Origin of the sequence: Halomonas sp. H5 (genome assembly GCF_050613175.1) — a bacterium.
Lineage (GTDB): Bacteria > Pseudomonadota > Gammaproteobacteria > Pseudomonadales > Halomonadaceae > Bisbaumannia > Bisbaumannia salifodinae.
This window is the reverse complement of the sequence record NZ_CP192510.1, coordinates 4,109,977-4,134,700: the sequence shown is the minus strand read 5'-3', so window position 1 is coordinate 4,134,700 and position 24,724 is coordinate 4,109,977. Positions and strand designations below refer to the sequence as shown.

Genomic DNA, 24,724 nt, shown 5'->3' with positions numbered 1-24,724 from the left:
TATCACGGATCGCCGGCATTGTTGTTCGAGACTCATTGAACAGGCATCTTAAACGCCTGTCCGCTCCTTAACCACCATCCGTGACAGGGCGTCGCGCCAGCCGTGATACCCAGGCCGCTCGGGGAATCTTGCCATGCCACTCGCTCGTCGACTCCTTCGTCATCGTCCCTTGCCGGGATGGCTGATGCTGCTGGCCTGGCTGGCCGCCGCGCCGCTGCAGGCGAGCCCCCCCATCGCCGGGCCCCTCCACTCCATCGGCTCCGAGACCCTGGCCAGCCTGATGCTGCGCTGGGGCGAGGCCCTGGAGGCCCGGCATCCCGGGGTACGCCTGCAGCTACAGGCCAGCGGCTCCTCCACGGCGCCGCCGGCCCTGGTGGCGGGCACCAGCCGCCTGGGCCCCATGTCGCGGCCCATGTCCGAGTCGGAGCGGGCGGCCTTTATCGCCGCCCACGGTTATCCGCCCCTGGCCGTGCCGGTGGCCATGGATGCCCTGGCGTTCTTCGTGCACCGCGACAACCCCGTCGAGGCCCTGAGCCTGGCCCAGCTGGATGCCATCTTCTCCGACACCCGGCGCTGCGGGGGCGCCGCTCCCCTGGAGCGCTGGGACGAGTTGCGCCCGACGCTGTCGGGCGGCATCAGCCGCTATGGCCGCAACAGTGCCTCCGGCAGCCATGGGGTGGTGCGCCGCCTGGCCCTGTGCGGCGGTGACTTCCGCCTCGACGTGGGGGAACTCATGGGCTCGGCGGCGGTGGTGGCGGCGGTGGCCAATGATCCCCGGGGCATCGGCTACGCCGGCCTGGGTTACCTGACCCCAGGGGTGCGGGCCCTGGGCCTGGTGGGGGACGATGGCGGGGCGGTGCGGCCCACCGCCGAGGCGGCCCTGGCCGGCGATTATCCCCTGAGCCGGCCCCTCTACCTCTACCTCAATTTGGCCCCCGGCGAGCCCTGGCCCCCCCTGGAGCGGGCCTTCGTCGAGTTGGTGCTCTCCGCCGAAGGACAGGCCATCGTCGAGGAGCTGGGCTTCGTGGCCCTGCCGCCGGGTCGCCTGACGGAGATTCGCCGCCGCCTCGGCCTGGAGCCGGGCCATTAAGCGCTGTCATCCAATTGTCATGATTCTGACCTAGAGTCACGCTATCGCCATGTCTTCTCTTTCTTCCCACGGGCCCCGGCCATGATCGACTACTCCTCGCCCGCCGTGCGCTTGCGCCAGCGCTGGCGCCAGGTCCGGGATCGCCTGGCGACCCTGCTGATCAGCGCCTGCGGCATCGGGGTGATCGTCGCCGTGCTGGCCATCGGCGTCTTCCTGGTGATGGCCGCCTGGCCGTTGTTCTCCTCTCCGCGGGTGGCCAGCGAGCCGGCGACGCCCGGCGTCGAGGTGGCTTATCCCCTCGAGGCGCCGCTGCCTGCCGGGCTCGAGGCCTGGCTGCAGGATCGGCGGGCGGCCCATCTGCCCTATGCCCTGTCCCATGCGCAGCCCCAGGTCCTGGGCGAGCGACTGTGGCTGGCCGAGGGGCATCGGCTGACGATCCTGGCGTTGGACGGTGAGGCCCCGCGACGGCTGGCGCGCCTGCCGGTGGTGGAGCCCGAGCGCCGCATCACCGCTCTGGCGGCCCTGGCCGGGGGGCGTAGCCTGGTCGTCGCCGACGATGCCGGTGGCCTGCGCCGCTGGACGGTGGAGGCGGCGCCACCCTGGCTGCACCTGGCGACGGAGTACCGAGATCGGGGCCCGGTCATCCAGGCCCTCTGGACCCTGCCCGAATCGCGGCTCTTCCTGGCCCGCGATGCGGCGGGGCTAAGCCTGTTCGAGTCCCTGGCCGGGCGGCGTTGGCGGGGCGAGGCGCCCGGCGGCGAGGCCCTGGGCTTCGATGCCGAGGGGGGCCTGCTGTGGCGCGATGCAGGCGGCGTCCAACGCCTGGCCATCGACGCCCCCCATGCCGAGATCAGCTGGCGTACCCTCTGGCTGCCCCAGCCCTACGAGGGCCACGCCGCCCCCCAGCAGCGCTGGCAGAGCGCCGGCGAGGGCAGCCTCGATGAGCCCAAGTACGGCCTGGCGCCGCTGGCTTGGGGTACCCTCAAGGCGGCGGCCTATGCCCTGCTGCTGGCGGTTCCCCTGGCCCTGGGGGCGGCCTTTTTCTCCGCCTGTTACCTGCCCCGGCGGCTGCGTGAGCGGATCAAGCCGACCCTGGAGTTGATGGAGGCGTTGCCCGGCGTGGTGATCGGCTTCGTCGCCGGCCTGGTGTTGGCGCCCTTCGTCGAGCGCCACCTGGCCGGCGGCCTGGCGCTGATCGTCCTGCTGCCGCTGGTCATGCTGCTGGCGGGGGGGCTCTGGACGCGGCTGCCGGCGGCATGGCGGGGATGCCTGCCGCTGGGCTGGGCGGGCCTGTGGCTGATGCCCTGGCTGGCGCTATGGATCGCCCTGGCCCTGTGGGCCTCGCCCTGGCTGGAGGCGGCGCTGTTCGACGGCGACCTGCGCGGCTGGCTGGAGGCCTCCCTGGGGCTCGGCTATGACCAGCGCAACGCCCTGATCGTCGGCCTGGCCATGGGCTTCGCGGTGATTCCCTCCATCTTCGCCCTGGCCGAGGACGCCCTCTCCGGGGTGCCGGCGAGCCTCGGCGAGGGTGCCCAGGCCCTGGGCGCCACCCGCTGGCAGACCCTGTGGAAGGTGCTGCTGCCCGCCGCCGGGCCGGGGGTCTTCTCGGCGGTGATGATCGGCGCCGGGCGCGCCGTGGGCGAGACCATGATCGTGCTGATGGCCACCGGCAATACCGCCCTGATGAGCGTCAGCCCCCTGGAGGGCATGCGCTCCTTCGCCGCCAACCTGGCCATCGAACTGCCCGAGGCGGTGCCCGGCGGCACCCACTACCGGGTGCTGCTGTTCAGCGCCCTGCTGCTGTTTCTCTTCACCTTCGCCGTCAACACCCTGGCGGAGCTGGTGCGCCGGCGCCTCAAGCGTCGCTATCGCCAACTGGGGGCCGGACGATGAGGCGCCTCCGCTTGTCGGGCCGCGCCGGCCTGCCCCGGGGCGAGGGACCCTGGCCCTGGCTGGCCGCCGGCAGCCTGGCCCTGTCGCTGTTGATGCTGGCGGCCCTCTTGCTGCTGCTGGCGGGGCGCGGCCTGGGCCACTTCTGGCCGGCGCCGGTGGAGCTGGTGACCCTCGACGATGGCCGCCAGCTGGCCGGTCAGCCGGTGCGCGAGGAGCGCCGCCAGACCCTGCAGGGCAGCCCCCTGCGCGAGCGCCTCTACCGCACCGGCAATCGTGACCTGGACGGCGAGGCCTGGCGCTGGGTCGAGGTGACGAGCATCGCTCGCCGCGAGCGTCCCGATGACTGGGCGGTGATCGAGCGCCAGCGCTGGGGCGAGCTGATCGTGCGTCCGCAGGCCCTGGAGGAGGCGGGGCGGCGACTGACCGAGGCGCCGCTATGGGCGGCCTTTGCGGCCCGCCTCGAACGGGTCCTGTCGCTGCGTGCCGAGCGCGACGCCCTGCGCCGCGAGGTGATCGCGCCCCTGGCCCGGCGCCTGGCGGCGGGCCATGACGACGCCGAGGCCCGGGCGCGGCTGACCGAGGCCCAGGCGCGGGTCGGCGAGCTGCAGGCGGCCATGACCCGGGATGCCCTGGTGGTGGAGAGCGCCGCCGGCGAGCACCTCATCGTGCCCCTGGAGAGCATGCTGGCCGCCTGGCGCCCCAACGCCATGTCGCCGCCGGAGAAACTGGCGGCCTGGGGGGCCAACCTCTGGCACTTCCTCTCCGAGGGACCCAGGGCGGCCAATACCGCCGGCGGCGTCTGGCCGGCGATCTTCGGCACCGTGCTGATGGTGCTCTTGATGTCGGCCCTGGTGACCCCCTTCGGGGTCCTGGCGGCGGTCTACCTGCATGAGGTGGCGCCCCAGGGGCGGCTGACCGGCTGGGTACGCATCGCGGTGCGCAACCTGGCCGGGGTGCCCTCCATCGTCTACGGCGTCTTCGGCCTCGGCGTCTTCGTCTATGGTATCGGCGGCCGCCTCGACGACTGGCTCTTCGCCGACAGCCTGCCGTCGCCCACCTTCGGTACCGGTGGCCTGCTGTGGGCCTCCCTGACCCTGGCCCTGCTGACCCTGCCGGTGGTGATCGTGGCCACCGAGGAGGGGCTGGCGCGGATCCCCGCCCAGCAGCGCGAGGCGGCCCTGGCCCTCGGCGCCACCCGCGCCGAGATGCTGCGCCGGGTGATCCTGCCCATGGCGATGCCGGCCATGCTCACCGGGGTGATCCTGGCCATCGCCCGGGCCGCCGGCGAGGTGGCGCCGCTGATGCTGGTGGGGGTGGCCAAGCTGGCGCCCCAGGTGCCGGTGGATGGGGACTTCCCCTACCTGCACCTGGAACGGAAGTTCATGCATCTGGGCTACCATGTCTTCGATGTCGGTTTTCATAGCGGCGACGTGGAGGCGGCCCTGCCGCTGGTCTACGCCACGGCGCTGCTGCTGGTAGGAGTGATCCTGGTGCTTAACCTGACTGCAATATTACTGCGCCATCATCTACGGGCGCGGCATGCGGCGCTGCGGTCCCGATGAGTCGACCCATGAGCGAGACCCTGTTTTCCCAGGCGGCCGGGGGCACCCGGTCGGCGGTGATCGAGATCCCCGCGGCCCGGAGCTGCCTGGAGATCGATGATCTCTCCCTGCGTTATGGCGGCCAGCCGGCGCTCCAGGGGCTGTCGCTGCGGGTGCCGCGACACAGCGTCACCGCCTTTATCGGTCCCTCGGGCTGCGGCAAGTCGACCCTGCTGCGGGTCCTCAATCGGCTGCATGACCTCAACGACGAGGTCACCCAGAACGGGCGGGTGCTGCTGGAGGGGGAGGATATCCACGGGCCCGGGGTGGCGGTGGCGCAGCTGCGTCGCCGGGTGGGGATGGTCTTCCAGACCCCCAATCCCTTCCCCATGTCGATCTACGAGAACGTGGCCTTCGGGCTGCGACTCCAGGCGCCGCTGAAAAAGCGCCGCCGCGACGAGATCATCGAATGGGCCCTGGTCTCCGCGGCCCTCTGGGACGAGGTCAAGGATCGCCTTCACGACTCCGCCTGGACCCTCTCGGGGGGCCAGCAGCAGCGCCTGGTGATCGCCCGGACCCTGGCGGTGCAGCCGGAGGTGCTGCTGCTCGACGAGCCCGCCTCGGCCCTGGATCCGATCTCCTCGCTGAAGATCGAGGAGCTGATCCGCAACCTCAAGTCGCGGCTCTCGGTGATCCTGGTCACCCATAACATGCAGCAGGCGGCCCGGGTCTCCGACTACACCGCCTTCCTGGAGGGCGGTGAGCTGGTGGAGTATGCCGCCACCGATGACCTGTTCACCAATCCGCGGCTGACCCGCACCGAAGACTACATCACCGGCCGGATGAGCTGATCCGGCGGCTTCAGGAGAGTCCCATGGACATCACCAGCGATACCCATAGCCAGCATATTTCCCGCCAGTTCAACCAGGAGCTCGAAGAGCTCAAGACCCACCTGATGGCCATGGGCGGCCTGGTCGAGCAGCAGATCCAGGAGGCGGTGAGCGCCCTGCTGGAGGGCGACAGCCGCCTCGCCGAGCGGGTGCGCGACAACGACAAGGCGGTCAACGACATGCAGTTGAAGATCGACGACGAGTGCACCCGGGTGCTGGCTCGTCGTCAGCCCGCCGCCTCCGACCTGCGCCTGGTGCTGGCGGTGATTCGCGCCACCTCGGACCTGGAGCGCATCGGCGACGAGGCCAGCAAGATCGCCCGCAACGCCCTGTCGCTGATCGAGGCGAGCCAGGGGGCCAAGGGCGTGGTGGAGGTGCGCCATATCAGCGAGCATGTGCGCAAGATGCTGCGCGATGCCCTGACCGCCTTCGCCCGCTTCGATATCGAGCTGGCCCTGGAGGTGGTCCACGAGGACGACTCGGTGGACAGCGAATACGCCAGCGCCATGCGCTCGCTGATGACCTTTATGATGGAGGATCCGCGCGCCATCTCCCCGGTGCTCAACGTGATGTGGATCCTGCGCGCCCTGGAGCGCATCGGCGATCACGCCAACAACCTGGCGGAATACGTGGTCTACCTGGTCAAGGGGCTGGATATCCGCCATGTGGACCCCGAGGAGCTGGACGAGGCGGCCATCAAGCGGTAGACAGGCCACAGGACCACTAAAGCGGGAACGGCTCAGGGGCGCTGGGGGCAGGGTGGAGCGGGGGTTTTTTGCCAGGGGTGAGGAGCCCTGCTCCGAACGGGCTGGCCATGGATGGCCAGCACCGGTCCTGCAAGCGGAGCAGGATGCGAGAGCGCCGCAGGGCAAAAGTAGCGCCCAGGGAGGGGTTCACAGCGCCCCGCGACGGCCTGCCCCCAGGGTAGCCCCGGGCCTCCAATGGTGGGAGGCTAGCCGCAGTTGATGGCCGCCGGACTTGACCGCCGGGGCGTGAGCCCCTCCAATGCAGCGACCGCCGCGAATGCCGGCGGTCGCTGTCGTATTGAGGAGAGAAAACGAGATGCTCGATGCCCTGACCGCGGTGCTGCGCGGTACCCGCCTGGTCTATCGTCCCGGGCTGCGCCGCTATGTGTTCCTGCCCATTACCATCAATCTGGTGGTCTATGCGCTGTTGCTGCGCTATGTGCTGGCCCACTTCGGCGGCTGGCTGGACGGCTGGATGGCGATGGTGCCGGCCTGGCTCGACTGGTTGAGCTGGCTGATCTGGCCGCTGTTCCTGATCAGCCTGGTGGTGATCGTCTTCTTTACCTTTACCCTGGTGACCCACCTGATTGCCGCGCCCTTCTACGGCTTCCTGGCCGCCAAGGTGGAGGTACTGGCCACCGGCCGCGAACCCTTGGACGATCGCGGCCTGGCGCGCACCGCGGTGGATGCCCTGGGCCGCGAGCTGGTCAAGCTGGCCTATATCCTGCCGCGCATGGCGCTGCTCTTCCTGATCAGCTGGATCCCCGGCATCAACCTGGCCGCGCCCCTGCTCTGGGCGCTCTTCTCCGCCTGGGTGATGGCCATCACCTACCTGGACTACCCCATGGACAACAACAAGGTGAGCTTCGCCGAGATGCGTCGCCGCCTGGGACAGCGCCGCTGGCCGACCCTCACCTACGGCGGCTGGGTCACCCTGATCACCTGGATCCCCCTGGCCAACCTCTTCCTGCTGCCCGGCGCCGTGGCCGGCGCGGTGCTGATGTGGGACGCCCACTACCGTGGCCTGACGATGCGCCAAGAGGGCGCCTGAGCGAGATAAAACGGGAAGGGGCGCTGGGGGCAAGCCGTAGCGAAGCGTCATTATCAGGGGCGAGAATGCCGAGCGCCCAGGGAAGGGTTTACCGCGTCTTCGCGTGGATTGTCCCCAGATAGCCCCGATATTGGCTTTTCTAGCGAGTTCATCGTCGCCGGGGCGGGCAGCAGCCGCTCGGCAGGGAAATAGCAAGAGAATCGGGCGCCCTCGCCGGGGTGGGAGTCGATCTCCAGGCGGGCGTCGTGGCGCAGCAGCACATGCTTGACGATGGCCAGGCCCAGGCCGGTGCCGCCGGTGGCGGTGCTGCGCCCCTTGTCGACCCGGTAGAAGCGCTCGGTGAGGCGCGGCAGGTGCACCGGATCGATGCCCTCGCCGTCGTCCTCCACCTCCAGGCAGGCCCCCTCCGCGGTGAGGCGCCAGCGCAGGGTGATCCGGGCCCCCTCGCCGGCATAGCGCACCGCATTGAAGACCAGGTTGGAGAGGGCGCTGCGCAGCTCCTGGGTATTGCCCAGCAGCCGCTCCGCCACCTGGGTTTCCACCGCCAACTGGTGGTGTCCGCCGGAGAGGGCCTCGCCGTCGCGGCGCACCGCCGCCATCAGCTCGGCGAGATCCACCGGCGCGGCGGGCTCCCGGTGCTGCTCGTTCTCCAGCCGCGACAGCAGCAGCAGGTCCTCCACCAGGGTCTGCATGCGGGTGGCCTGCCGCTGCATCTGCCCCAGGCCCCGGGCGAAGCGCGGCGGCAGCAGGTCGGCATGGTCGGCATAGGTCTCCAGGTAGCCGGCCATCACCGTCAGCGGGGTGCGCAGCTCATGGGAGACGTTGGCCACGAAGTCACGGCGCATCATCTCCAGGCGGTGCAGTCGGGTGATATCCCGGGCCATCAGCAGGCGCTCGTCGTCGCCATAGAGGGTGATCTGGAACTGCAGGATCAGGTCTTCGCGCAGCGGTGACGGCAGGGTCAGAGGCTCCTGGTAGTCGCGGGCATTGAAGTAGGCGATAAAGCGTGGGTCGCGCAGCAGGTTGGTGATGTGCTGGCCGCGGTCGTGGGAGGCCTTGAGGCCCAGCATGCGCTCGGCGGCGCTGTTCCACCACTCCAGGTCGCCGTGGGAGTCGAGCATCACCACGCTGTCGCTCATCGCCTCGGAGGAGTCCTGGATACGCTTGAGGGTGTCGCGCAGGCGACGCTGGGTCAGGCGCTGGCCCTTCTGGTACTTGTAGAGACGATCGAAGAGCTCGCCCCACAGGCCGCTGGCGGCGGGGGGCTCGTCCTGGGGGCGCCGGCTCAGCCAGCGGTGCAGGGCGCGCAGTTGCCAGAGCTGGCGACCCAGGGCCAGGGCCAGTCCCAGGGCCAGGCCGGCGGCGGGGTGGCCGAGGGGCCAGCCCAGCAGGCCGAAGCCTGCGATCAGCAGGGCGAGTCGCCAGAGTTCGCGATGCCAGTTACGCACGGGCGGGCTCCGCAAGTCGGAGGGTCAAGGCGGTGGCGGACCACCACCGCCGGATCATCTCCAGAATACTAGGCCTTGGCGGAAAAGCGGTAGCCGGTGCCGCGCACCGTCTGCACCAGGTACTGGTGGTGCTCGCCCAGGGCCTTGCGCAGGCGGCGGATATGCACGTCCACGGTGCGCTCCTCCACATAGACGTTGCCGCCCCACACCTGATCGAGCAGCTGGCTGCGGGTATAGGCGCGCTCCTGGTGGGTCATGAAGAACTGCAGAAGGCGGTATTCGGTGGGCCCCATCTCCACCGCCTGGCCGTTGGCGCTGACCCGATGGCTGGCGGGGTCCAGCACCAGGCCATCCACCTCGACGGCCTCCTCGACCCCCTTGGGGGTGGTGCGGCGCAGCACCGCCTTGAGCCGGGCCACCAGCTCCCGGGGCGAGAAGGGCTTGGTGATGTAGTCGTCGGCGCCGGCCTCCAGGCCCTGGATCTTGTTGTCCTCCTCGCCCTTGGCGGTGAGCAGGATGATCGGCAGCTCGGCGGTGGTGGTCTCGCGCTTGAGGCGCCGGGCCAGTTCGATACCGCTGGTGCCGGGCATCATCCAGTCGAGCAGCAGCAGGTCGGGCTGATGGTCGACGATCATGGCGTGGGCGTCCTGGGCGTTATCGGCCTCGAGCACGCGATAGTCGGCCATCTCCAGGGCCACGGCGATCATCTCGCGGATGGGCGCTTCGTCATCGACGATCAGAACGGTCTTGGCGGTCATCTCGGGCCTCGGCTGGCTATGACGGTGTGATGACGATTAGAGCCTGACAATATGACAGTGCCATGACAAGGATGGCACTGCCGTTGCCATCATGCCCTCGGCGGGGCTTCTAGCCCTGGGGCCAGAGGCTTAGCGCCAGGCCGGCGAAGAGCACCAGCCCCGACCAGTGGTTGTTGAGGAAGGCCTGGAAGCAGCGCTCCCGGGAGCGATCATGGATCAGCACCTGCTGGTGCACGAAGGTGGCCGCCATGGCCGCCAGTCCCAGCCAGAAGAAGCCGCCCAGCCCCAGGCGCCAGCCCGCCCAGCCCAGCAGGCCTAGGGTGGTCAGCTGCAACAGGCCGATGATCGCCTTGTCGGCGCGGCCGAAGAGCACCGCCGTGGACTTGATGCCGATCCTCAGGTCGTCATCCCGGTCCACCATGGCGTACTGGGTGTCATAGGCCACCGTCCAGGCGACATTGGCGGCGAACAGCAGCCAGGCCTCCATCGGGATATGGCCCAGCACGGCGCCGAAGGCCATGGGAATGGCCCAGGAGAAGGCGGCGCCCAGGAACAGCTGGGGCAGGTGGGTATAGCGCTTCATAAAGGGGTAGATAAAGGCCAGCGCCACCCCCACGAAGGCCAGCATGATGGTGAAGAGGTTGGTGAAGAGCACCAGCACGAAGGCCGCGGCGACCAGGGCGCCGAACAGCCCCTTGGCCTCCTTCTCGGCGATGCGGCCGGTGGCCAGGGGGCGCTCCCTGGTGCGTTTCACATGGCCGTCCAGGTGGCGGTCGGCGTAGTCGTTGATCACGCAGCCGGCGGCGCGCATCAGATAGACCCCGCCGACGAAGATCAGCAGCAGGTCGCGGCCGGGCAGGCCCTCGGCGGCCACCCACAGCGCCCAGAGGGTGGGCCACATCAGCAGCCAGGTGCCGATGGGCCGGTCGAGGCGCATCAGGCGCAGGAAATCGGGCAGGCGGCGGATACCGCGGGGCTGGGTCGAATCCATCGTGTCCTCCTGAAGCGATGGCGCTAATCCTAGCGCGAAGGCAGCCCCAGATCATCCGCCATGCGTGCCAGGAAGTACTCCTGCACCAGTACCGCGAAGTCGCCGTGGCGGAACACCGAGCGGCGCCCCCAGGGGCCTCGTGCCGGGTGGAAGGGCGCCGGGCGCCGGGTCAGCTCGATGGGGCCGCGCTCCAGGCCGGGCTGGCGGAACAGCCAGCTGCCCAGGGAGCGTTCCCCCAGGCCATCCAGGCGCTGGCCACGCAACTGGGTCAGGGGGGCCACCGAGCGGGCCACCACCCAGGGACACTCGTCGAGGCACAGGGCCACCTCCCGCAGCCAGGCCAGGCGGCGTGGCGCCAGGCCCAGGGCCTGGGCCTCATCTCGCCGCGGTACCCCCAGGCGCTGGCCAAGCAGGCGTACCCGGAAGGGGCGCTCGCCGCCGGCGGCGATCAGCCGCTCGGTCAGGGAGTCCTGGGAGGCCAGCCAACGCCACCAATGGGGACTGATCAAGGGCCTCAGGGCCGTGGCGGGTTGCCAGTGGGGCATGGCGATGCCGCTGATCTGGGGCCTGGAGGCCGTGTCGGGGTGCCAGTGGGGGATGGCGATGGGGGTTGGCCTGTCGCGCACCGTGCCTCTCCGGGTCGAGTCAAGGGGCGGCTAGTGTACCATGGGGCTCCATCCCCTCTCGCTTGCCAGGAGCCCCATGGACACGCCCCTGATCATTCTCGGCGCCGGCATGGCCGGCCTGGGCCTGGCCCGCCAGTGGCGGGCCAGGAACCCCGATCGCCCCTTGACCCTGATCACCGCCGACAGCGGCGACGATTATTCCAAGCCGCTGCTCTCCACCGGTTTCGCCAAGGGCCTGCCCCCGGAGCGGCTGGCCCAGCGTTCGGCCATCGAGGTGGCCGATCACCTGGGGGCCGTGGTGCGCACCCGGACCCGGGTCACGTCCCTCGACCCGCAGGCCCGCTGCCTGTGGGTCGGCGAGGAGCGCCTCGACTTCGGCCAACTGGTGCTGGCCACCGGCGCCGTGCCGCGGCCGCCCTTCGTGATTCCCGATGGGCTCGCCGGCAAGGTCTTTACCATCAACGACCTGGATGACTACCGTGGCTTTCAGCGGGCCCTGGCGGCCCTCGGTCGCCCGGCCCGGGTGGCGATCATCGGCAGCGGCCTGGTGGGCTGCGAGTTCGCCAATGACCTGCACGCCGGCGGCCATCTCGTGGACCTGATCGCCCCGGAGCCGGCCCCCCTGGCGCGGTTGCTGCCGGAGCCCCTGGGGCGGGCCCTGGGCGAGGCCATGGCCGAGGCGGGGATCGTCCTGCATGCGGGACGCTTGCTCACGGCCATGGCGGCCGAGACGCAGGGCGTGGCCCTGAGCCTGGACGATGGCCAGGCCCTGGCAGCGGATCTGGTGCTGGTGGCCACCGGCCTGGTGCCGCGGGTCGAGCTGGCCACGGCGGCGGGGCTGACGACCTCCGCCGAGGGCATCGTCACCGATCGTTACCTGGCCACCTCGGCGGAGGGAATCTATGCCCTGGGGGACGCCGCCTGCGTGGCCGGCGTCAACGCCATGTATGTGCAGCCGCTGCAGGCGGCGGCCAAGGCATTGGCGGCGACGCTGAGCGGCACCCCCACGCCGGTGAACTATGGACCCTGGCCGGTGCTGGTCAAGACGCCCCTGCTGCCGGTGGTCTCCTTGCCGCCCCGGGAGTCGCCGGCGCGCTGGCGTATCGAGGGAGAGGGGCGCGATCTCGCGGCCCTGGCCGAGGATATAGACGGACGTTTGATCGGATTCGCGTTGACAGGCACCGCCGTGAGGCGGAAAGTTGAGCTGGCGCGAGTCGCCCCCCCGTTGCTAGTCTAGTGACGTTACGCGTGGGGGAGGGCTCCCGCCAGCATCGATGGGGTGCTTGGATTTCCCGGGTGCTTCGACTTCAGTGATTAACGAAGAACAACGAGAGCGGCGGATGCCGCCTTGCATATCCAAACCAGGAGGGCTGTATGCGCAAACCAGAACTCGCTGCGGCGATCGCCGAGCGTGCCGATCTTTCCAAGGACAAGGCCGGTCAGGTGCTCAACGTCATTCTCGACGAGATCACCGGTAGTGTGGCCAAGGGGCAGGACGTCTCCCTGATCGGGTTCGGCTCCTTCACCGTGCGCGAGCGCGCTGCGCGCACCGGCAAGAACCCCCAGACCGGTCAGCCGCTGACCATTCCGGCCAGCAAGACCGTGGCCTTCAAGCCGGGCAAGGCGCTCAAGGACGCCGTGACCAAGTAAGGTTGTCCACCGCGGGCCCGGTGGCGGTGTCGCCGGGCCCGGAATCTTGCCATGCAAGGAGCGCCATGAAGCTGCGTCTGCTGCTGTGGATCCTGGGCTGGCTGCTCAAGCGCGCCCTGCGCCGCAAACCTGCCTTCCGCGAGTCCCTCGGCCGGGCCAAGGGCCTCGACTGGGGCATCGCCACCGAAGATCTCTCCATCGCCCGCTATTACCGGATGTCGCCCCGTGGCATCCAGACCGGCAAGGGATTGCCGGTGGATCTCGACCTGGAGCTACGCTTCGAGGACGAGGCCGCCGCCCTCAAGGTCCTGCGCAAGCCGACCCAACAGGCCTTCCTCGACGGCATGATGGCCGGCACCGTACGTCTCGTCGGTGACTCCGCCGATCTGACCCAGCTACAGAAACTGCTGAAACACCTGTAAACGCCGAGCTACGAGGAACCTCCTGGTAGCGTGCAGCTTGCCCCTTGGTGCTATACCTGCCCATAGCGCCCGGCTTCATCCCCCAGCCAGCGCTGAATCAGCGGGCCGCTGGCCTCCGGGGCCTGGGCCAGCAGGGCCTTGGCGAGTTCGGTGATGCTATCCAGCAGGTCCCGGTCCCGCTCCAGGTCGGCGATCTTCATCTGTGCCAGGCCGGTCTGGCGGGTGCCCAGCACCTCGCCGGGACCGCGCAGCTCCAGGTCCTTCTCGGCGATACGGAAGCCGTCGGTAGTCTCGCGCATCACCGCCAGGCGCTCCCGGGAGTGGGCCGACAGCGGCGGATGGTAGAGCAACACGCAGAAGCTCTCGGTGGCGCCGCGTCCCACCCGGCCACGCAGCTGGTGCAACTGGGAGAGCCCCAGGCGTTCCGGGTTCTCGATGATCATCAGGCTGGCATTGGGCACGTCCACCCCCACCTCGATCACCGTGGTGGCCACCAGCAGATCCAGCTCGCCGGCCTTAAAGGCCGCCATCACCTCGGCCTTCTCCGTCGCCTTCATGCGCCCGTGTACCAGGCCGATGGAAAGCTCCGGGAGGGCCTCGGTGAGCTCGTCCCGGGTCGCCTCGGCGGCCTGGCACTGGAGTGCCTCGGACTCCTCGATCAGGGTACAGACCCAGTAGGCCTGGCGCCCCTCGGCGCAGGCGTGGCGGATGCGCGCCACCACCTCGGGGCGGCGCTCGTCGGGCACCGCCACCGTCTGTACCGGGGTGCGCCCCGGGGGCAGCTCGTCGATCACCGACAGGTCCAGGTCCGCATAGGCGCTCATCGCCAGGGTGCGGGGGATCGGCGTGGCGGTCATCACCAGCTGGTGGGGGGTGAGGCCGGCGGCCTGGCCCTTCTCGCGCAGGGCCAGGCGCTGGTGGACGCCGAAGCGGTGTTGCTCGTCGATGATCGCCAGCCCCAGGCGCTGGAAATGGACGTCATCCTGGAAGAGCGCATGGGTGCCCACCACCACCTGGGCGCGGCCGTCGAGCAGCGCCGCCTTGGTGTCCAGGCGCGCCTTGCCCTTGAGTTTTCCGGCCAGCCAGGCCACCTCGATGCCCAGCGGCTCGAACCAGGCGCGGAAGGTGCGGAAGTGCTGCTCGGCGAGGATCTCGGTGGGTGCCATCACCGCCGCCTGGCAGCCCCCGGCGATGGCGGAGAGCGCCGCCAGGGCCGCCACCACCGTCTTGCCGGAGCCCACGTCCCCCTGCACCAGGCGCAGCATGGGCAGCGGCCGCTGCAGGTCGGCGGCGATCTCGTCCAGCACCCGGCGCTGGGCGCCGGTCAGGCTGAAGGGCAACTGGGCGACGAAACGCGCCTGGAGGCCGCGGCCGGAGGGCAACTCGGGGGCCCCATCGGCCTGGATGCGCAGGCGCACCTGGCGCAGGCTGAGCTGGTGGGCCAGCAGCTCCTCCAGGGCCAGGCGGCGGATGGCCGGGTGCTGGCCCGCGGCCAGGCTCTCCAGGTCCGCCTCCGGGGGCGGCTCATGCAGGGCATGCAGGCAGTGGCGCAGCTCCGGCAGGCCGAAGCGTTCGCGCAGGGGCTCGGGAATCCAGTCGCGCAGGTCGTCCGGGTGGCGGTCCAGCAGCGCCAGGGCCTGGCCGATCAGCGCCCGCAGGCGCGCCTGGTTGAGCCCCTCGGTGGTCGGGTAGATGGGCGTCAGGTGCTCCTCCACCGGGGCCTCGCCGCTGGCCAGCAGGCGATACTCCGGGTGGTAGATCTCCAGGCCGGTGGCCCCGGCCCGGGCCTCGCCGAAGGCGCGCAGGGTCACCCCGGGGCGAAACTGCTGCTGCTGGGCCGGTGAGAAATGGAAGAAGCGCAGGCTGAGGATCCCGGAGCCATCCTTGAGCCGCACCAGCAGGCTGCGGCGCCGGCCCTGGACCACGCTGGCGGCGGCCACCTCGCCCTCGATCACCGCCTCCTGGCCCGCCTTGAGGGTGCCCATGGGGGTGATGCGGGTGCGATCCTGATAGCGCAGCGGCAGGTGGAAGAGCAGGTCCGCCAGGGTACCGATACGCAGCCGGGCCAGCTTGGCGGCCAGCGCCTCGCCGACCCCCTTGAGCTCGGTGACCGGCTGCTGGAGCCGGTTCATGGTGCCCGACGCTGGCGGCACTTGGCGATCGCCTCGGTGAGGGTGTCGATGGCCTTGGGCCGCGGGAAGCTGGCGCGCCAGGCGATGGCCACGGTGCGTGACGGTGCCGGATCGCTGAAGGGGCGACTCTCCACCACCCCTTGCTCATAGCGGCCGGTGCCGATGGCGGAGTGGGGCAGTACCGTGACCCCCAGCCGCGAGGCGACCATATAGCGGATGGTCTCCAGGGAGCCGCCCTCGGCGGTCAGGGTGTTGCTGGGGCTATTGAGCTTGGCGCTGATCGCCGGGCAGGCCTCGAGGATCTGGTCGCGGAAGCAGTGCCCCTCGCCGAGCAGCAACAGGCGCTCGCCGAGCAGTTCCTCCTTGTCGATGCTGGCCTTCTCGGTCCAGGGGTGGCTCGCCGGCATCAGCACCTCGAAGGCCTCGTCGTAGAGGGGCTTGGTCAGCACATCGGTCTCGGTGAAGGGCAGCGAGATGATGATGGCGTCGAGCTCGCCGCTGCGCAGCTTGCGGCGCAGGGTGGCGGTGAAGCCCTCCTCGATATAGAGCGACATCTGCGGCGCGCTGCGGGCCAGCTCGGGGATCAGGTCGGGAAACAGGTAGGGACCGATGGTGTAGATGGCACCGATGCGCAGCGGGCTGGCCAACTGGTCCTTGCCGGCATTGGCCAGTTCCCTGATCACGCTGCTCTGCTCCAGCACCCGCTGGGCCTGCTCGACGATGCGTTCCCCCAGGGGGGTGACCTGGACCGTGGACTTGGAGCGCTCGAAGAGGGGCACGCCCAGCTCCTCCTCGAGCTTCTTCACCGCCACCGACAGGGTCGGCTGGGAGACGTGGCAGCGCTCGGCGGCGCGCCCGAAGTGGCGCTCCTGGGCCAAGGTTACGATGTAGCGGAGTTCTGTTAGAGTCATGGTGGTGCCTCGGCGGCATCCTCTCGGGGCAGTAATGTGTTATCCGATAGGGACTTTTTATCAAGGGGCAAGGGAAAGGTGAAGAAAACAACGACATTGATCATCGGCTGCGGCGATATCGGCATCACCCTGGCACGGCAACTCAAGGCGCAAGGGCAGAGTGTCACCGGCGTGCGGCGTCGCCCGGAGGCCCTGGCCGAGACGGGGATCGCGGCGGTGGCCGCGGACGTCCAGGACGCCGAGAGCCTGGCGTCCCTGCCGAATGCCGAGGTGGTGATCTATGTGATCAGCGCCGACCGCTTCGAGGAGGAGGCCTACCGGGCCGCCTACCCGGACGGGCTCAAGGCGGTGCTGGCCGAGTATGCCGGCCGCAAGCGGCCGCCCAAGCGAGTCTTCTTCGTCTCTTCCACCAGCGTCTATGCCCAGCAGGAGGGCGAAAGCGTGGATGAAGCCAGCAAGGCCGTGCCTCATGGCTTCTCGGGGCAGTTGATGCTGGAGGCGGAGCAGGCGCTGCTGGCCCATGCGCTGCCGGGCAGCGTGGTGCGCTTCTCCGGCATCTATGGGCCGGGCCGCGATCGCCTGATCCGCCAGGTTCGCGAGGGGCGCATCGCCCCGGCGACACCGACCATGTACTCCAATCGCATCCATCGCGACGACTGCGCCGGGGTGCTGGCTCACCTGATCGACCTGGCCCTGGCCGACAAGCCGCTGGAACCCCTCTACCTGGCCTCCGATTGCGAGCCGGCGCCGCTCCACGAGGTGATGCAATGGCTGGCCGACAAGCTGCGGGTGGAGCCCAGCCAGGTGATCCAGTCGCCGCTGCGGCGTCGGGCCAGCAAGCGCTGCGACAATGCCCTGCTGCTCGAGAGCGGCTACCGCTTTCGCTACCCCAGCTTCCGGGAAGGCTATGCCCAGGTGCTGGAGGCGGGCGGTTTCCTGCCGACCAGAAAGGGCTGATTACCAAGCCAGGCGGTAGTTCAGGGAGTAGCCCTCGAAACCGCCGACTGGAGAGCGGCCTTTTTGTGCCATCCGGCCTGACGAGACTCAGAACGCCAGGCGGTAGTTCAGGGAGTAGACCTCGAAACCGTCATTGGGCCGCTTTATCCGCCCATTGGAATAGTGGATGGCGCTGAGGCCCAACTCGCCGCCCTGAGCCAGCCGCCACCCCGCCGCCAGCCGGTTCTCGAACTGGAAGGCGGTGGAGAGCTTCCGGGACTCCAGGCGGGTCTCGAGGAACAGGCCGGCACCGAATCCCGCCTCCAGATAGGCCCCGCCGGCCGCGCCAAGATCGTAGCGGAAGGCGGGCGTCACCACCCAGGCGGCGTTATCGTCCTCATCATCCCCGGGCAGCAGCAGCACCCCGCTGGCCAGGCGCAGGTCGAGGCGCGGGTGCCAGTGGCTCAGATCGAACTCGCGATCCAGGGTCAGGCGCAGCGCCGGCGTGCTCTCGCTGGTATAGCCGAGGCCGACGTTTAGATCGGCCTGGGCCGGCACGCTCAGTGCCAACAGGGCCGCGGCGATTCCGGTTCCTAGTGCATGATGTCTCGGCATGCTCCCTCTCCCCAGTGGCGATGATATTAGCGGCGGCGACTGCTAGCCAGGTAGCGGTATCGGTGGCGTCCTCCTTCGGCAACCGATTGAACCAGCTCGATTCCAGTGTAGTGCCAGTCGAGGCGTGGGCGGGGCAGCGTCGCCAGGACGCAGGAATCACGCTTCCCCGGGGATGCGTGACGCAGCAGGGTGATATGGGGCAGGAAGGGGCGCCGGGGTGGCGAGAAACCCAGCTCGGTCAGGGCCTGCCAGAGGTCGCGGTGGAGCGCCTCCAGGGCCGGTGAGGGGCGGCTCGAGCCGAGCCAGAGGATGCCGCCGCGGCGAAACTGGCCGTAGCGATCCGCAGACCAGGTGCCCGGTGGGCAGGAAAACGCTTCGGTGAGCCGAATCAGGGCGTCGCGGCGGGACTCGGGCACCTCGCCGAGGAAGGCCAGGGTCAGGTGCAGCGATGCCCGAGGGGTGGCACGCCCGCCGCAGCGGCGGCGGGCCTGCTCGGCCAGGGCGACGAGTCGTTCGCCCAGGGCCGGGTCGGGGCGCAGGGCGAAGAAGAGCCGCACGCCGGGACGCCTCGGGTCGGCTCAGTCGCCGATCACCATCACCGCCTCGGCCTCCACCTGGCTGCCCTTGGGCAGGGCCTTGACGCCGACCGCGGCGCGGGCCGGGAAGGGGGCGCCGAAGAACTCCTCCATCACCTTGTTGACGATGGCGAAGTTGTCCAGGTCCACCAGGTAGAGGTTGATCTTGACGATCTCGCCCAGGGAGCCGGCGGCTTCCTCGCAGACCGCCTTGAGGTTGGTGAAGACCTGGCGAGCCTGGGCCTCGAAGTCATCGGAGACCAGTTCCATGGTGGCCGGGTCCAGGGGGATCTGGCCGGACATATAGACGGTGTTGCCGGCCTTGATGGCCTGGGAGTAGGGGCCGATGGCGGCGGGCGCCTTGTCGGTATTGATCACGGCCTTGTTGCTCATGGGGGTGTCCTCGCTGTGGTTGTGTGGGAAAAAGTGGGCCCCGCCGCCCGGTGCAGGCGGCGGGGCCGGAGGTTGGAAATCAGTTGCGGACGCGGCCGACGCGACCCACCTGGGGCAGGTTGCGGATGCGCTTGATGATGCGCGCCAGGTGGATACGGTCGTGCACCGCCAGGGTCAGGTTGACGATGGCCAGGCGGGCATCGCGCTCCTCGATGCCGATGCGCTCGATATTGGCATCGGCATCGGTGACCAGGCTGGCCAGCTCCGCCACCAGGCCGCGACGGGTCTCCATCTCGATGCGCAGCGCCACCGGGAAGTCCTCGGTGATGGTCTCCGACCACTCCAGGGGGAAGAGCTTCTCCGGATCCCCCTTGAGGTCATTGAGGTTGCGGCAGTCGGCGCGGTGCACCACGATGCCCTTGCCCACCGAGAGGTGGCCCAGCACCGGGTCGCCGGGCAGCGGGTGACAGCAGCGCGCGAACTTGATCACCATGCCCTCGGCGCCGCTGATCACCACCGGGCTGTCGCCCTGCGAAGAGCTGGGGGTGCGCGGCGCCTCCCGGCCCTCCGGTAGCGCCTCCACCAGGCGCCGGGCCACCGCATAGGCCATGCGGGTGCCGAGGCCGATGGACTCCAGCAGCTCGTCTTCGTGGTTGACCGACAGCACCTCCAGTTGGGCGGCCAGGTGCCCCTCCGGCAGCTCTTCCAGGCTGGTCTCGAAATCCGCCAGGGCCTTGTTGAGCAGGCGCCGCCCCAACTGGACCGACTCGGTATGCTGCTGATACTTGAGGGCATGGCGGATCGCCGAGCGTGCCTTGGCGGTGATCACGAAGGAGAGCCAGGTGGTATTGGGCTTGGCCCCCGGGGCGGTGATGATCTCCAGGGTCTGGCCGCTCTCCAACCGGGTGGAGAGCGGCGCCAGGTGGCGATCGATGCGACAGGCGATGCAGCTGTTGCCGATATCGGTGTGCACGCTATAGGCGAAGTCGATCACCGTGGCCCCCTGGGGCAGTTCCATGATGTCGCCCTTGGGGGTGAAGACGTAGATATCGTCGGGGAAGAGGTCGTTCTTGACGTGCTCGATGAACTCCAGCGAGTCCCCGGCGTGACGCTGCATCTCCAGCAGCCCCTTGACCCACTGGCGGGCCCGGGCGTGGCTGCCCTCGGCGATGGGATGGTCGGTCTGGCCGGCCTTGTAGAGCCAGTGGGCGGCGATGCCGTTGTTGGCCATGGCCTCCATCTCGCGGGTGCGGATCTGCACCTCGATGGGCATGCCGCCGGCGCCGAACAGGGTGGTATGCAGGCTCTGGTAGCCGTTGGCCTTGGGGATGGCGATATAGTCCTTGAAGCGCCCCGGTACCGGCTTGTAGAGGTTGTGCACCACGCCGAGGATGCGGTAGCAGCTGTCGACGCTGTCGGTGATGATGCGGAAGCCGAAGACGTCCATGATCTCGGCGAAGGACTTCTGCTGGTCGCGCATCTTGCGGTAGATGGAGAGCAGGTGCTTCTGGCGCCCCACCACGTTGCCGGACAGCCCCTCGTCGTCCAGGCACTGCTGGAGGCTGGTCTGCAGCTGGCGAATCGCCGAGCGGCGATGGCCCCGGGCCTTGCTCACCGCCCGCTTGATGCGCTCGGCGCGCATCGGGTAGATGGCCTGGAAGGAGAGGTCCTCCAGCTCCACGCGGATGGTGTTGATGCCCAGGCGGCTGGCGATGCGGGCGTAGATCTCCAGGGTCTCGCGGGCGATGCGGCGCTTCTTCTCCGGGCGCAGGGCGCCCAGGGTGCGCATGTTGTGCAGGCGGTCGGCGAGCTTGACGATGATCACCCGGATATCCCGGGACATCGCCAGCACCATCTTCTGGAAGTTCTCCGCCTGGGCCACCGCCTTGTCCTCGAAGGCGATCTGGGTCAGCTTGGAGACGCCGTCGACGAGTTCCGCCACCGGCTCACCGAACTGGGCGGCCAGGGCGTCCTTGGGCACGCCGGTATCCTCGATCACGTCATGCAGCATGGCGGCCATCAGGCTCTGATGGTCCATATGCATATTGGCGAGGATATTGGCCACGGCCAGGGGATGGGTCACATAGGGTTCGCCGGAACGGCGGCGCTGGCCGTCATGGGCCTGCTCGGCGTAATAGAAGGCGCGCTTGACCTGCTGGATCTCCTCGGCGGGCAGATAGCTGCCGAGGCGGTCGGCCAGGTCGTCGATGGTAAACATGGGCGCGCCTTATTGCTGCGAAGGGGAAGGGGCGAGAGACGGCGGGACCGTTACTCGCCGAAGCCTGCTTCCGCCTCCGGCCGCGGCCGTACCGGAGCCTCCACCGGCTCATTGAGCACCTGGTCGTCGATCTTGCCGGCGGCAATCTCGCGCAGCGCCATCACGGTAGGCTTGTCGTTGTCCCAGGGCAGCAGGGCATCACGGGAGCCGCGGGCCAGCTGACGGGCGCGCTGGGTGGAAATCATCACCAGCTTGAAACGGTTTTCCACGTGATCCAGACAATCTTCAACGGTAACTCGCGCCATGAACGGTATCCTGATGTTGCACTGCCGGCGTGTGCACGGCGTGTATTCGGGGGGACAAAAAAGTCTACTCGACCCCATGATCCTGTGACAAGAGCGCCTCGATCAAGGGGCCCTGGCTATCGCGGACCCGCGCCAACCGGGTGCGGCCGGCCACCACCAGGGCGCACAGCTCGTCCAGGGCCACGGCGAAGTCATCATTGATGATCACATGATCGTACTCGTCATAGTGAGACATTTCGCTGATGGCATCGTGCATGCGCCGGGCGATCACCGCGGCGTCGTCGGTGCCGCGGCCGGTGAGGCGCTGCTCCAGGGCCGCCCGGGAGGGGGGCAGGATAAACACCGACGGGGCCTCGGGGAACTGCTGGCGGACCTGGCGGGCGCCCTGCCAGTCGATCTCCAGGATCACGTCCTGGCCGGCGGCCAGGCGCGCCTGCACCGCCGGACGCGAGGTGCCGTAGTAGTTGTCGAAGACCCGGGCGTGCTCGACGAAGTCGCCACGCGCGATCATCGCCTCGAAGGCGGGCTGGTCCACGAAATGGTAGTTGACGCCGTCGACCTCGCCGGGCCGCCTGGGCCGGGTGGTATGGGAAACGCTCACCTCGATGCCGTCGAGGCGCTCGATCAGCTCGCGTACCAGGCTGGTCTTGCCGGCGCCGGAGGGAGCGGAAACGATAAAGAGGGTACCTTGGGACATGGCCGAGGGGTCCTGTTCGACAGCGGACGGGAGACGGAAAAAAGGCGCGCAGTATGGCATATTCTGCCGCGCTTCTCATCCGTTGGGCCAGCTGCCATGATAAGCCCTTGAGCCCCGGACGAGGCGGGGCGGAGGAGACGAGCCCATGGAAGGGAGATTCCGCGTGATGTTGGCGCGGGCGGTGGCGACCCTGGTGCGCTGCGTGGCCCGCTTCATCACCGCCGTGCGCCCCGTCTGGGACGGCGTCGAGCCGCTGCGCCGCCAGCGCATCTATTATGCCAATCACGCCAGCCATGGCGATTTCATCCTGATCTGGACGGTGCTGCCCCCACCGCTGCGGCGATGTGCCCGACCGGTGGCCGGGGCCGACTACTGGCTATGCTCCCCGCTGCGGCGCTGGCTGATCCGCGATGTCTTCGACGGGGTGTTGATCGATCGCCGCCCCGAGGCCCGTCGCCAGGACCCGGTGGCCATCATGCGCGAGGCGCTGGCCCAGGGCAGTTCGCTGATCCTGTTTCCCGAGGGCACCCGCAACGCCTCCCGGGGGCCCCTTCAGCCCTTCAAGAGCGGCCTCTACCACCTCGCCCGCGCCTGCCCGGAGGTGGAGCTGGTGCCGGTGTGGATCGCCAACCTCAACCGGGTATTGCCCAAGGGCGAGGTCGTGCCGATCCCGCTGATCTGTACGGTGACCTTCGGTGCCCCGTTGACCCTCGCGCCCGACGAGGACAAGGCGGCCTTCCTGGCGCGGGCGGCCGCGGCCCTGGCGGCCCTCGACCCCGCCGCCCCGCGCGACGACGAGGAGGGCGAGCCGTGACCCCCATGCATCCGGACCTGATCGTATTGCTCGGCGGCATCGGCGCCCTGCTGGTGGTGGCCTCGCTGGTCGGCTATGGGCTGCAGCGCCGCTATTCGCCACGCGGCGACAACGCGGTCATCGAGAACCTCAATCAGCGCATCCGCGCCTGGTGGGTCATGGTGGCGCTGATGGGCCTGGCCTTCCTGGGGGGCAAGACCGGCGTGGTGATCCTGTTCGCCTTCGCCTCCTTCTCGGCGCTGCGCGAGTTCATCACCCTGGTCAATGCGCGCCGCGCCGACCACTGGGCACTGGCCGTGGCCTTCTTCGTGGTGGTGCCGGCGCAGTATTACCTGATCTGGATCGAGTGGTATGGGGTCTACTCGATCTTCATTCCGGTCTATGCCTTCCTGCTGCTGCCGATCCTCGCCACCCTGCGCGGCGACAGCCGCGGTTTCCTGGAGCGGGTCGCCGAGGTCCAGTGGGCGCTGATGATCTGCGTGTTCTGCGTCTCCCATGTCCCGGCCCTGCTGAGCCTGGAGATTCCCGGCTACGAGGGGCGTAACGTGCTGTTGATCGCCTTCCTGATCGTGGTGGTCCAGCTCAGCGATGTGCTGCAGTACGTGTGGGGCAAGCTGCTGGGGCGGCGCAAGATCGCGCCCCGGCTGTCGCCCTCCAAGACCGTCGAGGGCTTCGTCGGCGGGGTGGCCAGCGCCACCCTGGTCGGCGCCGGCCTGGCCTGGATAACGCCCTTCTCCCCCGGCCAGGCGGCGGGCCTGGCGCTGCTGATCGCCTTGATGGGCTTCTTCGGCGGGCTGGTCATGTCGGCGATCAAGCGCGATCGCGGCATCAAGGACTGGGGACACCTGATCGAGGGCCATGGCGGCTTTATCGATCGGCTCGACTCGGTGGTGTTCTCGGCGCCGATCTTCTTCCATCTGGTGCGCTACTTCTGGTCGGTGGCATGAGGCGCTGGGCCGCCAGCACCCCCGTGCACCTGGCCTTCGCCTTCCTGGCCATGGGGGCCTGGGCCTGGTGGGCCAACCGCGCCCACCCGGCGCCCGAGCCGCAGCAGGCGGCGCTGCTGCAGGGCGCGCTCTCGGCCTGCCTGACCCTCTACCTGAAGCGGGTGGTGGAGTGGTTCGCCGCCCGCAGCGTCGGGCACCTGGCGCTGTGGTTGCCGCCGGCGGTGGCGCTGGCCGGCTCCGCCAGCGTGTTGGTGGTGCTGCATCGGCTGGCCGGTACCCCGGCGTTGCTGGCGACCATCGCCGTACCGCTGCTGGTCTCCGGCAGCTATGTGACGCTCTATAACCTGACGCTCTGGCGGATGAGGAGGACACGACATGGCGACGAGCGGTGACCGACGCCCCCTGGCCAGCCGCGACAGCGGCTGGGCCCAAGCGATAACGCGCCGCCTGGCGGCGACCTCCCTGACTCCCGACAGGGTCTCGCAGCTCAGCATGCTGGCCGCGGCCCTGGCCGCCGGGGCCTACCTGCTGGCTGGCCAGGGCGACGGCATGGCGCGGGGCCTATGGCTGGTGGTGGCGATCCTGGGCTGCCAGGGGCGCCTGCTGTGCAATCTGTTCGATGGCATGCTGGCCATCGAATCCGGCAAGGCGTCCGCCGAGGGCGTCTTCTGGAACGAGGTGCCGGACCGGGTCTCGGATACCCTGATCCTGGTCGCCGTCGGCTATGCCGTCGGCGCCCCGGCGCTGGGCTGGGCGGCGGCGGCCATGGCCATGCTGACCGCCTATGTGCGGGCCTTCGGCCAGGCCTTCGGCCAGGCCTGTGGCCGGCCCGCCGACTTCTCCGGTCCCATGGCCAAGCCGCAGCGCATGGCGCTGCTCACCGGGGCGACCCTGCTGACCCTGGCCGCGCCGCTATGGGAGGGCCGCGATGGCCTCTTGATCGTGGCCCTCTGGGCGATTGCCCTGGGCAGCCTGATCACCGCCTGGCGGCGCGGGCGGCGGCTGCGCCTGGCGCTGGGCGCGGTGCCCCGGGAGTAAGGCTCAGCTCGCCTGCGGCCGCGTCGGGCGTTGGCGC

The 24,724-nt window shown here is 69.3% G+C and carries 25 protein-coding genes and 1 pseudogene; 14 read left to right on the top strand and 12 right to left on the bottom strand.

Annotated elements, in window-relative coordinates; all coding sequences use genetic code 11:
* Positions 1 to 133: 133 nt before the first annotated feature.
* From ACQ1W9_RS19115 to cysZ, 6 genes are all read left to right on the top strand, one after another.
* Positions 134 to 1,090 (top strand): PstS family phosphate ABC transporter substrate-binding protein, encoded by a 957-nt coding sequence (locus ACQ1W9_RS19115; RefSeq protein WP_431024713.1) that lies wholly within the window; start codon positions 134 to 136, stop codon positions 1,088 to 1,090.
* Positions 1,091 to 1,855: 765 nt separating this feature from the next.
* The gene (locus ACQ1W9_RS19110) at positions 1,856 to 2,983 is read left to right on the top strand and encodes an ABC transporter permease subunit (protein WP_431026471.1); all 1,128 of its coding nucleotides are present in this window, start codon (positions 1,856 to 1,858) and stop codon (positions 2,981 to 2,983) included.
* The gene (pstA, locus tag ACQ1W9_RS19105) at positions 2,980 to 4,545 is read left to right on the top strand and encodes a phosphate ABC transporter permease PstA (protein WP_431024712.1); all 1,566 of its coding nucleotides are present in this window, start codon (positions 2,980 to 2,982) and stop codon (positions 4,543 to 4,545) included. Before ACQ1W9_RS19110 ends, pstA begins: the two co-directional genes overlap by 4 nt.
* 8 nt (positions 4,546 to 4,553) lie before the next feature.
* Positions 4,554 to 5,375, top strand: coding sequence for a phosphate ABC transporter ATP-binding protein PstB (pstB, locus tag ACQ1W9_RS19100; protein ID WP_431024711.1), 822 nt, complete (start codon positions 4,554 to 4,556; stop codon positions 5,373 to 5,375).
* A gap of 23 nt (positions 5,376 to 5,398) precedes the next feature.
* Positions 5,399 to 6,121: a phosphate signaling complex protein PhoU gene (gene phoU / locus ACQ1W9_RS19095; protein WP_431024710.1), complete on the top strand. Its 723-nt coding sequence runs from the start codon at positions 5,399 to 5,401 to the stop codon at positions 6,119 to 6,121.
* Positions 6,122 to 6,476: 355 nt separating this feature from the next.
* A complete protein-coding gene (gene cysZ / locus ACQ1W9_RS19090) occupies positions 6,477 to 7,211 on the top strand; it encodes a sulfate transporter CysZ (RefSeq protein WP_431024709.1) in 735 nt (244 codons plus the stop codon).
* 53 nt (positions 7,212 to 7,264) lie between these two features.
* On the opposite strand, the gene phoR is transcribed toward cysZ, so the two are convergent.
* The 4 genes from phoR to ACQ1W9_RS19070 form a co-directional block, all read right to left on the bottom strand.
* Positions 7,265 to 8,659 carry a phosphate regulon sensor histidine kinase PhoR gene (gene phoR, locus ACQ1W9_RS19085; protein ID WP_431024708.1) on the bottom strand — a complete coding sequence of 465 codons (1,395 nt, stop codon included), beginning with the start codon at positions 8,657 to 8,659 and terminating at the stop codon, positions 7,265 to 7,267.
* 68 nt (positions 8,660 to 8,727) lie between these two features.
* Positions 8,728 to 9,417 (bottom strand): phosphate regulon transcriptional regulator PhoB, encoded by a 690-nt coding sequence (gene phoB / locus ACQ1W9_RS19080; RefSeq protein ID WP_431024707.1) that lies wholly within the window; start codon positions 9,415 to 9,417, stop codon positions 8,728 to 8,730.
* Between the two features lie 109 nt (positions 9,418 to 9,526).
* Positions 9,527 to 10,408 (bottom strand): 4-hydroxybenzoate octaprenyltransferase, encoded by an 882-nt coding sequence (gene ubiA, locus ACQ1W9_RS19075; protein WP_431024706.1) that lies wholly within the window; start codon positions 10,406 to 10,408, stop codon positions 9,527 to 9,529.
* A gap of 29 nt (positions 10,409 to 10,437) precedes the next feature.
* Positions 10,438 to 10,953 carry a chorismate--pyruvate lyase family protein gene (locus ACQ1W9_RS19070; protein WP_431026470.1) on the bottom strand — a complete coding sequence of 172 codons (516 nt, stop codon included), beginning with the start codon at positions 10,951 to 10,953 and terminating at the stop codon, positions 10,438 to 10,440.
* A gap of 157 nt (positions 10,954 to 11,110) precedes the next feature.
* Between ACQ1W9_RS19070 and ACQ1W9_RS19065 the strand changes: the two genes are divergently transcribed.
* From ACQ1W9_RS19065 to ACQ1W9_RS19055, 3 genes and pseudogenes are all read left to right on the top strand, one after another.
* Positions 11,111 to 12,271: an NAD(P)/FAD-dependent oxidoreductase gene (locus tag ACQ1W9_RS19065; RefSeq protein WP_431024705.1), complete on the top strand. Its 1,161-nt coding sequence runs from the start codon at positions 11,111 to 11,113 to the stop codon at positions 12,269 to 12,271.
* Positions 12,272 to 12,396: 125 nt separating this feature from the next.
* A pseudogene (locus ACQ1W9_RS19060) lies at positions 12,397 to 12,684 on the top strand (HU family DNA-binding protein); the annotation flags it as partial.
* Positions 12,685 to 12,749: 65 nt separating this feature from the next.
* Positions 12,750 to 13,106, top strand: coding sequence for a hypothetical protein (locus ACQ1W9_RS19055; RefSeq protein ID WP_431024704.1), 357 nt, complete (start codon positions 12,750 to 12,752; stop codon positions 13,104 to 13,106).
* A 50-nt stretch (positions 13,107 to 13,156) separates the two neighbouring features.
* On the opposite strand, the gene recG is transcribed toward ACQ1W9_RS19055, so the two are convergent.
* Both recG and ACQ1W9_RS19045 read right to left on the bottom strand, forming a co-directional pair.
* Positions 13,157 to 15,238, bottom strand: a complete 2,082-nt coding sequence (recG, locus tag ACQ1W9_RS19050) for an ATP-dependent DNA helicase RecG (protein WP_431026469.1) — start codon at positions 15,236 to 15,238, stop codon at positions 13,157 to 13,159.
* Positions 15,235 to 16,149: a LysR substrate-binding domain-containing protein gene (locus ACQ1W9_RS19045; RefSeq protein ID WP_431024703.1), complete on the bottom strand. Its 915-nt coding sequence runs from the start codon at positions 16,147 to 16,149 to the stop codon at positions 15,235 to 15,237. The genes recG and ACQ1W9_RS19045 overlap by 4 nt, the downstream gene beginning before the upstream one ends.
* Before the next feature lie 78 nt (positions 16,150 to 16,227).
* Between ACQ1W9_RS19045 and ACQ1W9_RS19040 the strand changes: the two genes are divergently transcribed.
* Positions 16,228 to 17,106 carry an SDR family oxidoreductase gene (locus tag ACQ1W9_RS19040; RefSeq protein WP_431024702.1) on the top strand — a complete coding sequence of 293 codons (879 nt, stop codon included), beginning with the start codon at positions 16,228 to 16,230 and terminating at the stop codon, positions 17,104 to 17,106.
* Positions 17,107 to 17,193: 87 nt separating this feature from the next.
* On the opposite strand, the gene ACQ1W9_RS19035 is transcribed toward ACQ1W9_RS19040, so the two are convergent.
* The 6 genes from ACQ1W9_RS19035 to gmk form a co-directional block, all read right to left on the bottom strand.
* A complete protein-coding gene (locus ACQ1W9_RS19035) occupies positions 17,194 to 17,700 on the bottom strand; it encodes an acyloxyacyl hydrolase (RefSeq protein ID WP_431024701.1) in 507 nt (168 codons plus the stop codon).
* A 26-nt stretch (positions 17,701 to 17,726) separates the two neighbouring features.
* On the bottom strand, positions 17,727 to 18,257 hold the full coding sequence (gene thpR / locus ACQ1W9_RS19030) for an RNA 2',3'-cyclic phosphodiesterase (protein ID WP_431024700.1): 531 nt from the start codon (positions 18,255 to 18,257) through the stop codon (positions 17,727 to 17,729).
* Positions 18,258 to 18,278: 21 nt separating this feature from the next.
* Complete coding sequence (locus ACQ1W9_RS19025; RefSeq protein WP_346060789.1) at positions 18,279 to 18,668, bottom strand: RidA family protein; 390 nt, start codon at positions 18,666 to 18,668, stop codon at positions 18,279 to 18,281.
* A gap of 79 nt (positions 18,669 to 18,747) precedes the next feature.
* Positions 18,748 to 20,886 (bottom strand): RelA/SpoT family protein, encoded by a 2,139-nt coding sequence (locus ACQ1W9_RS19020; protein ID WP_431024699.1) that lies wholly within the window; start codon positions 20,884 to 20,886, stop codon positions 18,748 to 18,750.
* Between the two features lie 50 nt (positions 20,887 to 20,936).
* Entirely contained in the window at positions 20,937 to 21,191 is a 255-nt protein-coding gene (rpoZ, locus tag ACQ1W9_RS19015; RefSeq protein ID WP_346060787.1) for a DNA-directed RNA polymerase subunit omega, read from the bottom strand.
* Positions 21,192 to 21,255: 64 nt separating this feature from the next.
* Positions 21,256 to 21,888 (bottom strand): guanylate kinase, encoded by a 633-nt coding sequence (gene gmk / locus ACQ1W9_RS19010; RefSeq protein ID WP_346060786.1) that lies wholly within the window; start codon positions 21,886 to 21,888, stop codon positions 21,256 to 21,258.
* A 145-nt stretch (positions 21,889 to 22,033) separates the two neighbouring features.
* Between gmk and ACQ1W9_RS19005 the strand changes: the two genes are divergently transcribed.
* Genes ACQ1W9_RS19005 through ACQ1W9_RS18990 form a run of 4 tightly spaced genes read left to right on the top strand, consistent with a single transcriptional unit; the run spans position 22,034 to position 24,687 of the window.
* Positions 22,034 to 22,702: a lysophospholipid acyltransferase family protein gene (locus ACQ1W9_RS19005; RefSeq protein WP_431024698.1), complete on the top strand. Its 669-nt coding sequence runs from the start codon at positions 22,034 to 22,036 to the stop codon at positions 22,700 to 22,702.
* A gap of 5 nt (positions 22,703 to 22,707) precedes the next feature.
* Entirely contained in the window at positions 22,708 to 23,649 is a 942-nt protein-coding gene (locus ACQ1W9_RS19000; RefSeq protein ID WP_431026468.1) for a phosphatidate cytidylyltransferase, read from the top strand.
* Entirely contained in the window at positions 23,646 to 24,041 is a 396-nt protein-coding gene (locus ACQ1W9_RS18995; RefSeq protein WP_431024697.1) for a hypothetical protein, read from the top strand. The genes ACQ1W9_RS19000 and ACQ1W9_RS18995 overlap by 4 nt, the downstream gene beginning before the upstream one ends.
* Positions 24,025 to 24,687, top strand: a complete 663-nt coding sequence (locus tag ACQ1W9_RS18990; protein WP_431024696.1) for a hypothetical protein — start codon at positions 24,025 to 24,027, stop codon at positions 24,685 to 24,687. The genes ACQ1W9_RS18995 and ACQ1W9_RS18990 overlap by 17 nt, the downstream gene beginning before the upstream one ends.
* Positions 24,688 to 24,724: the final 37 nt, after the last annotated feature.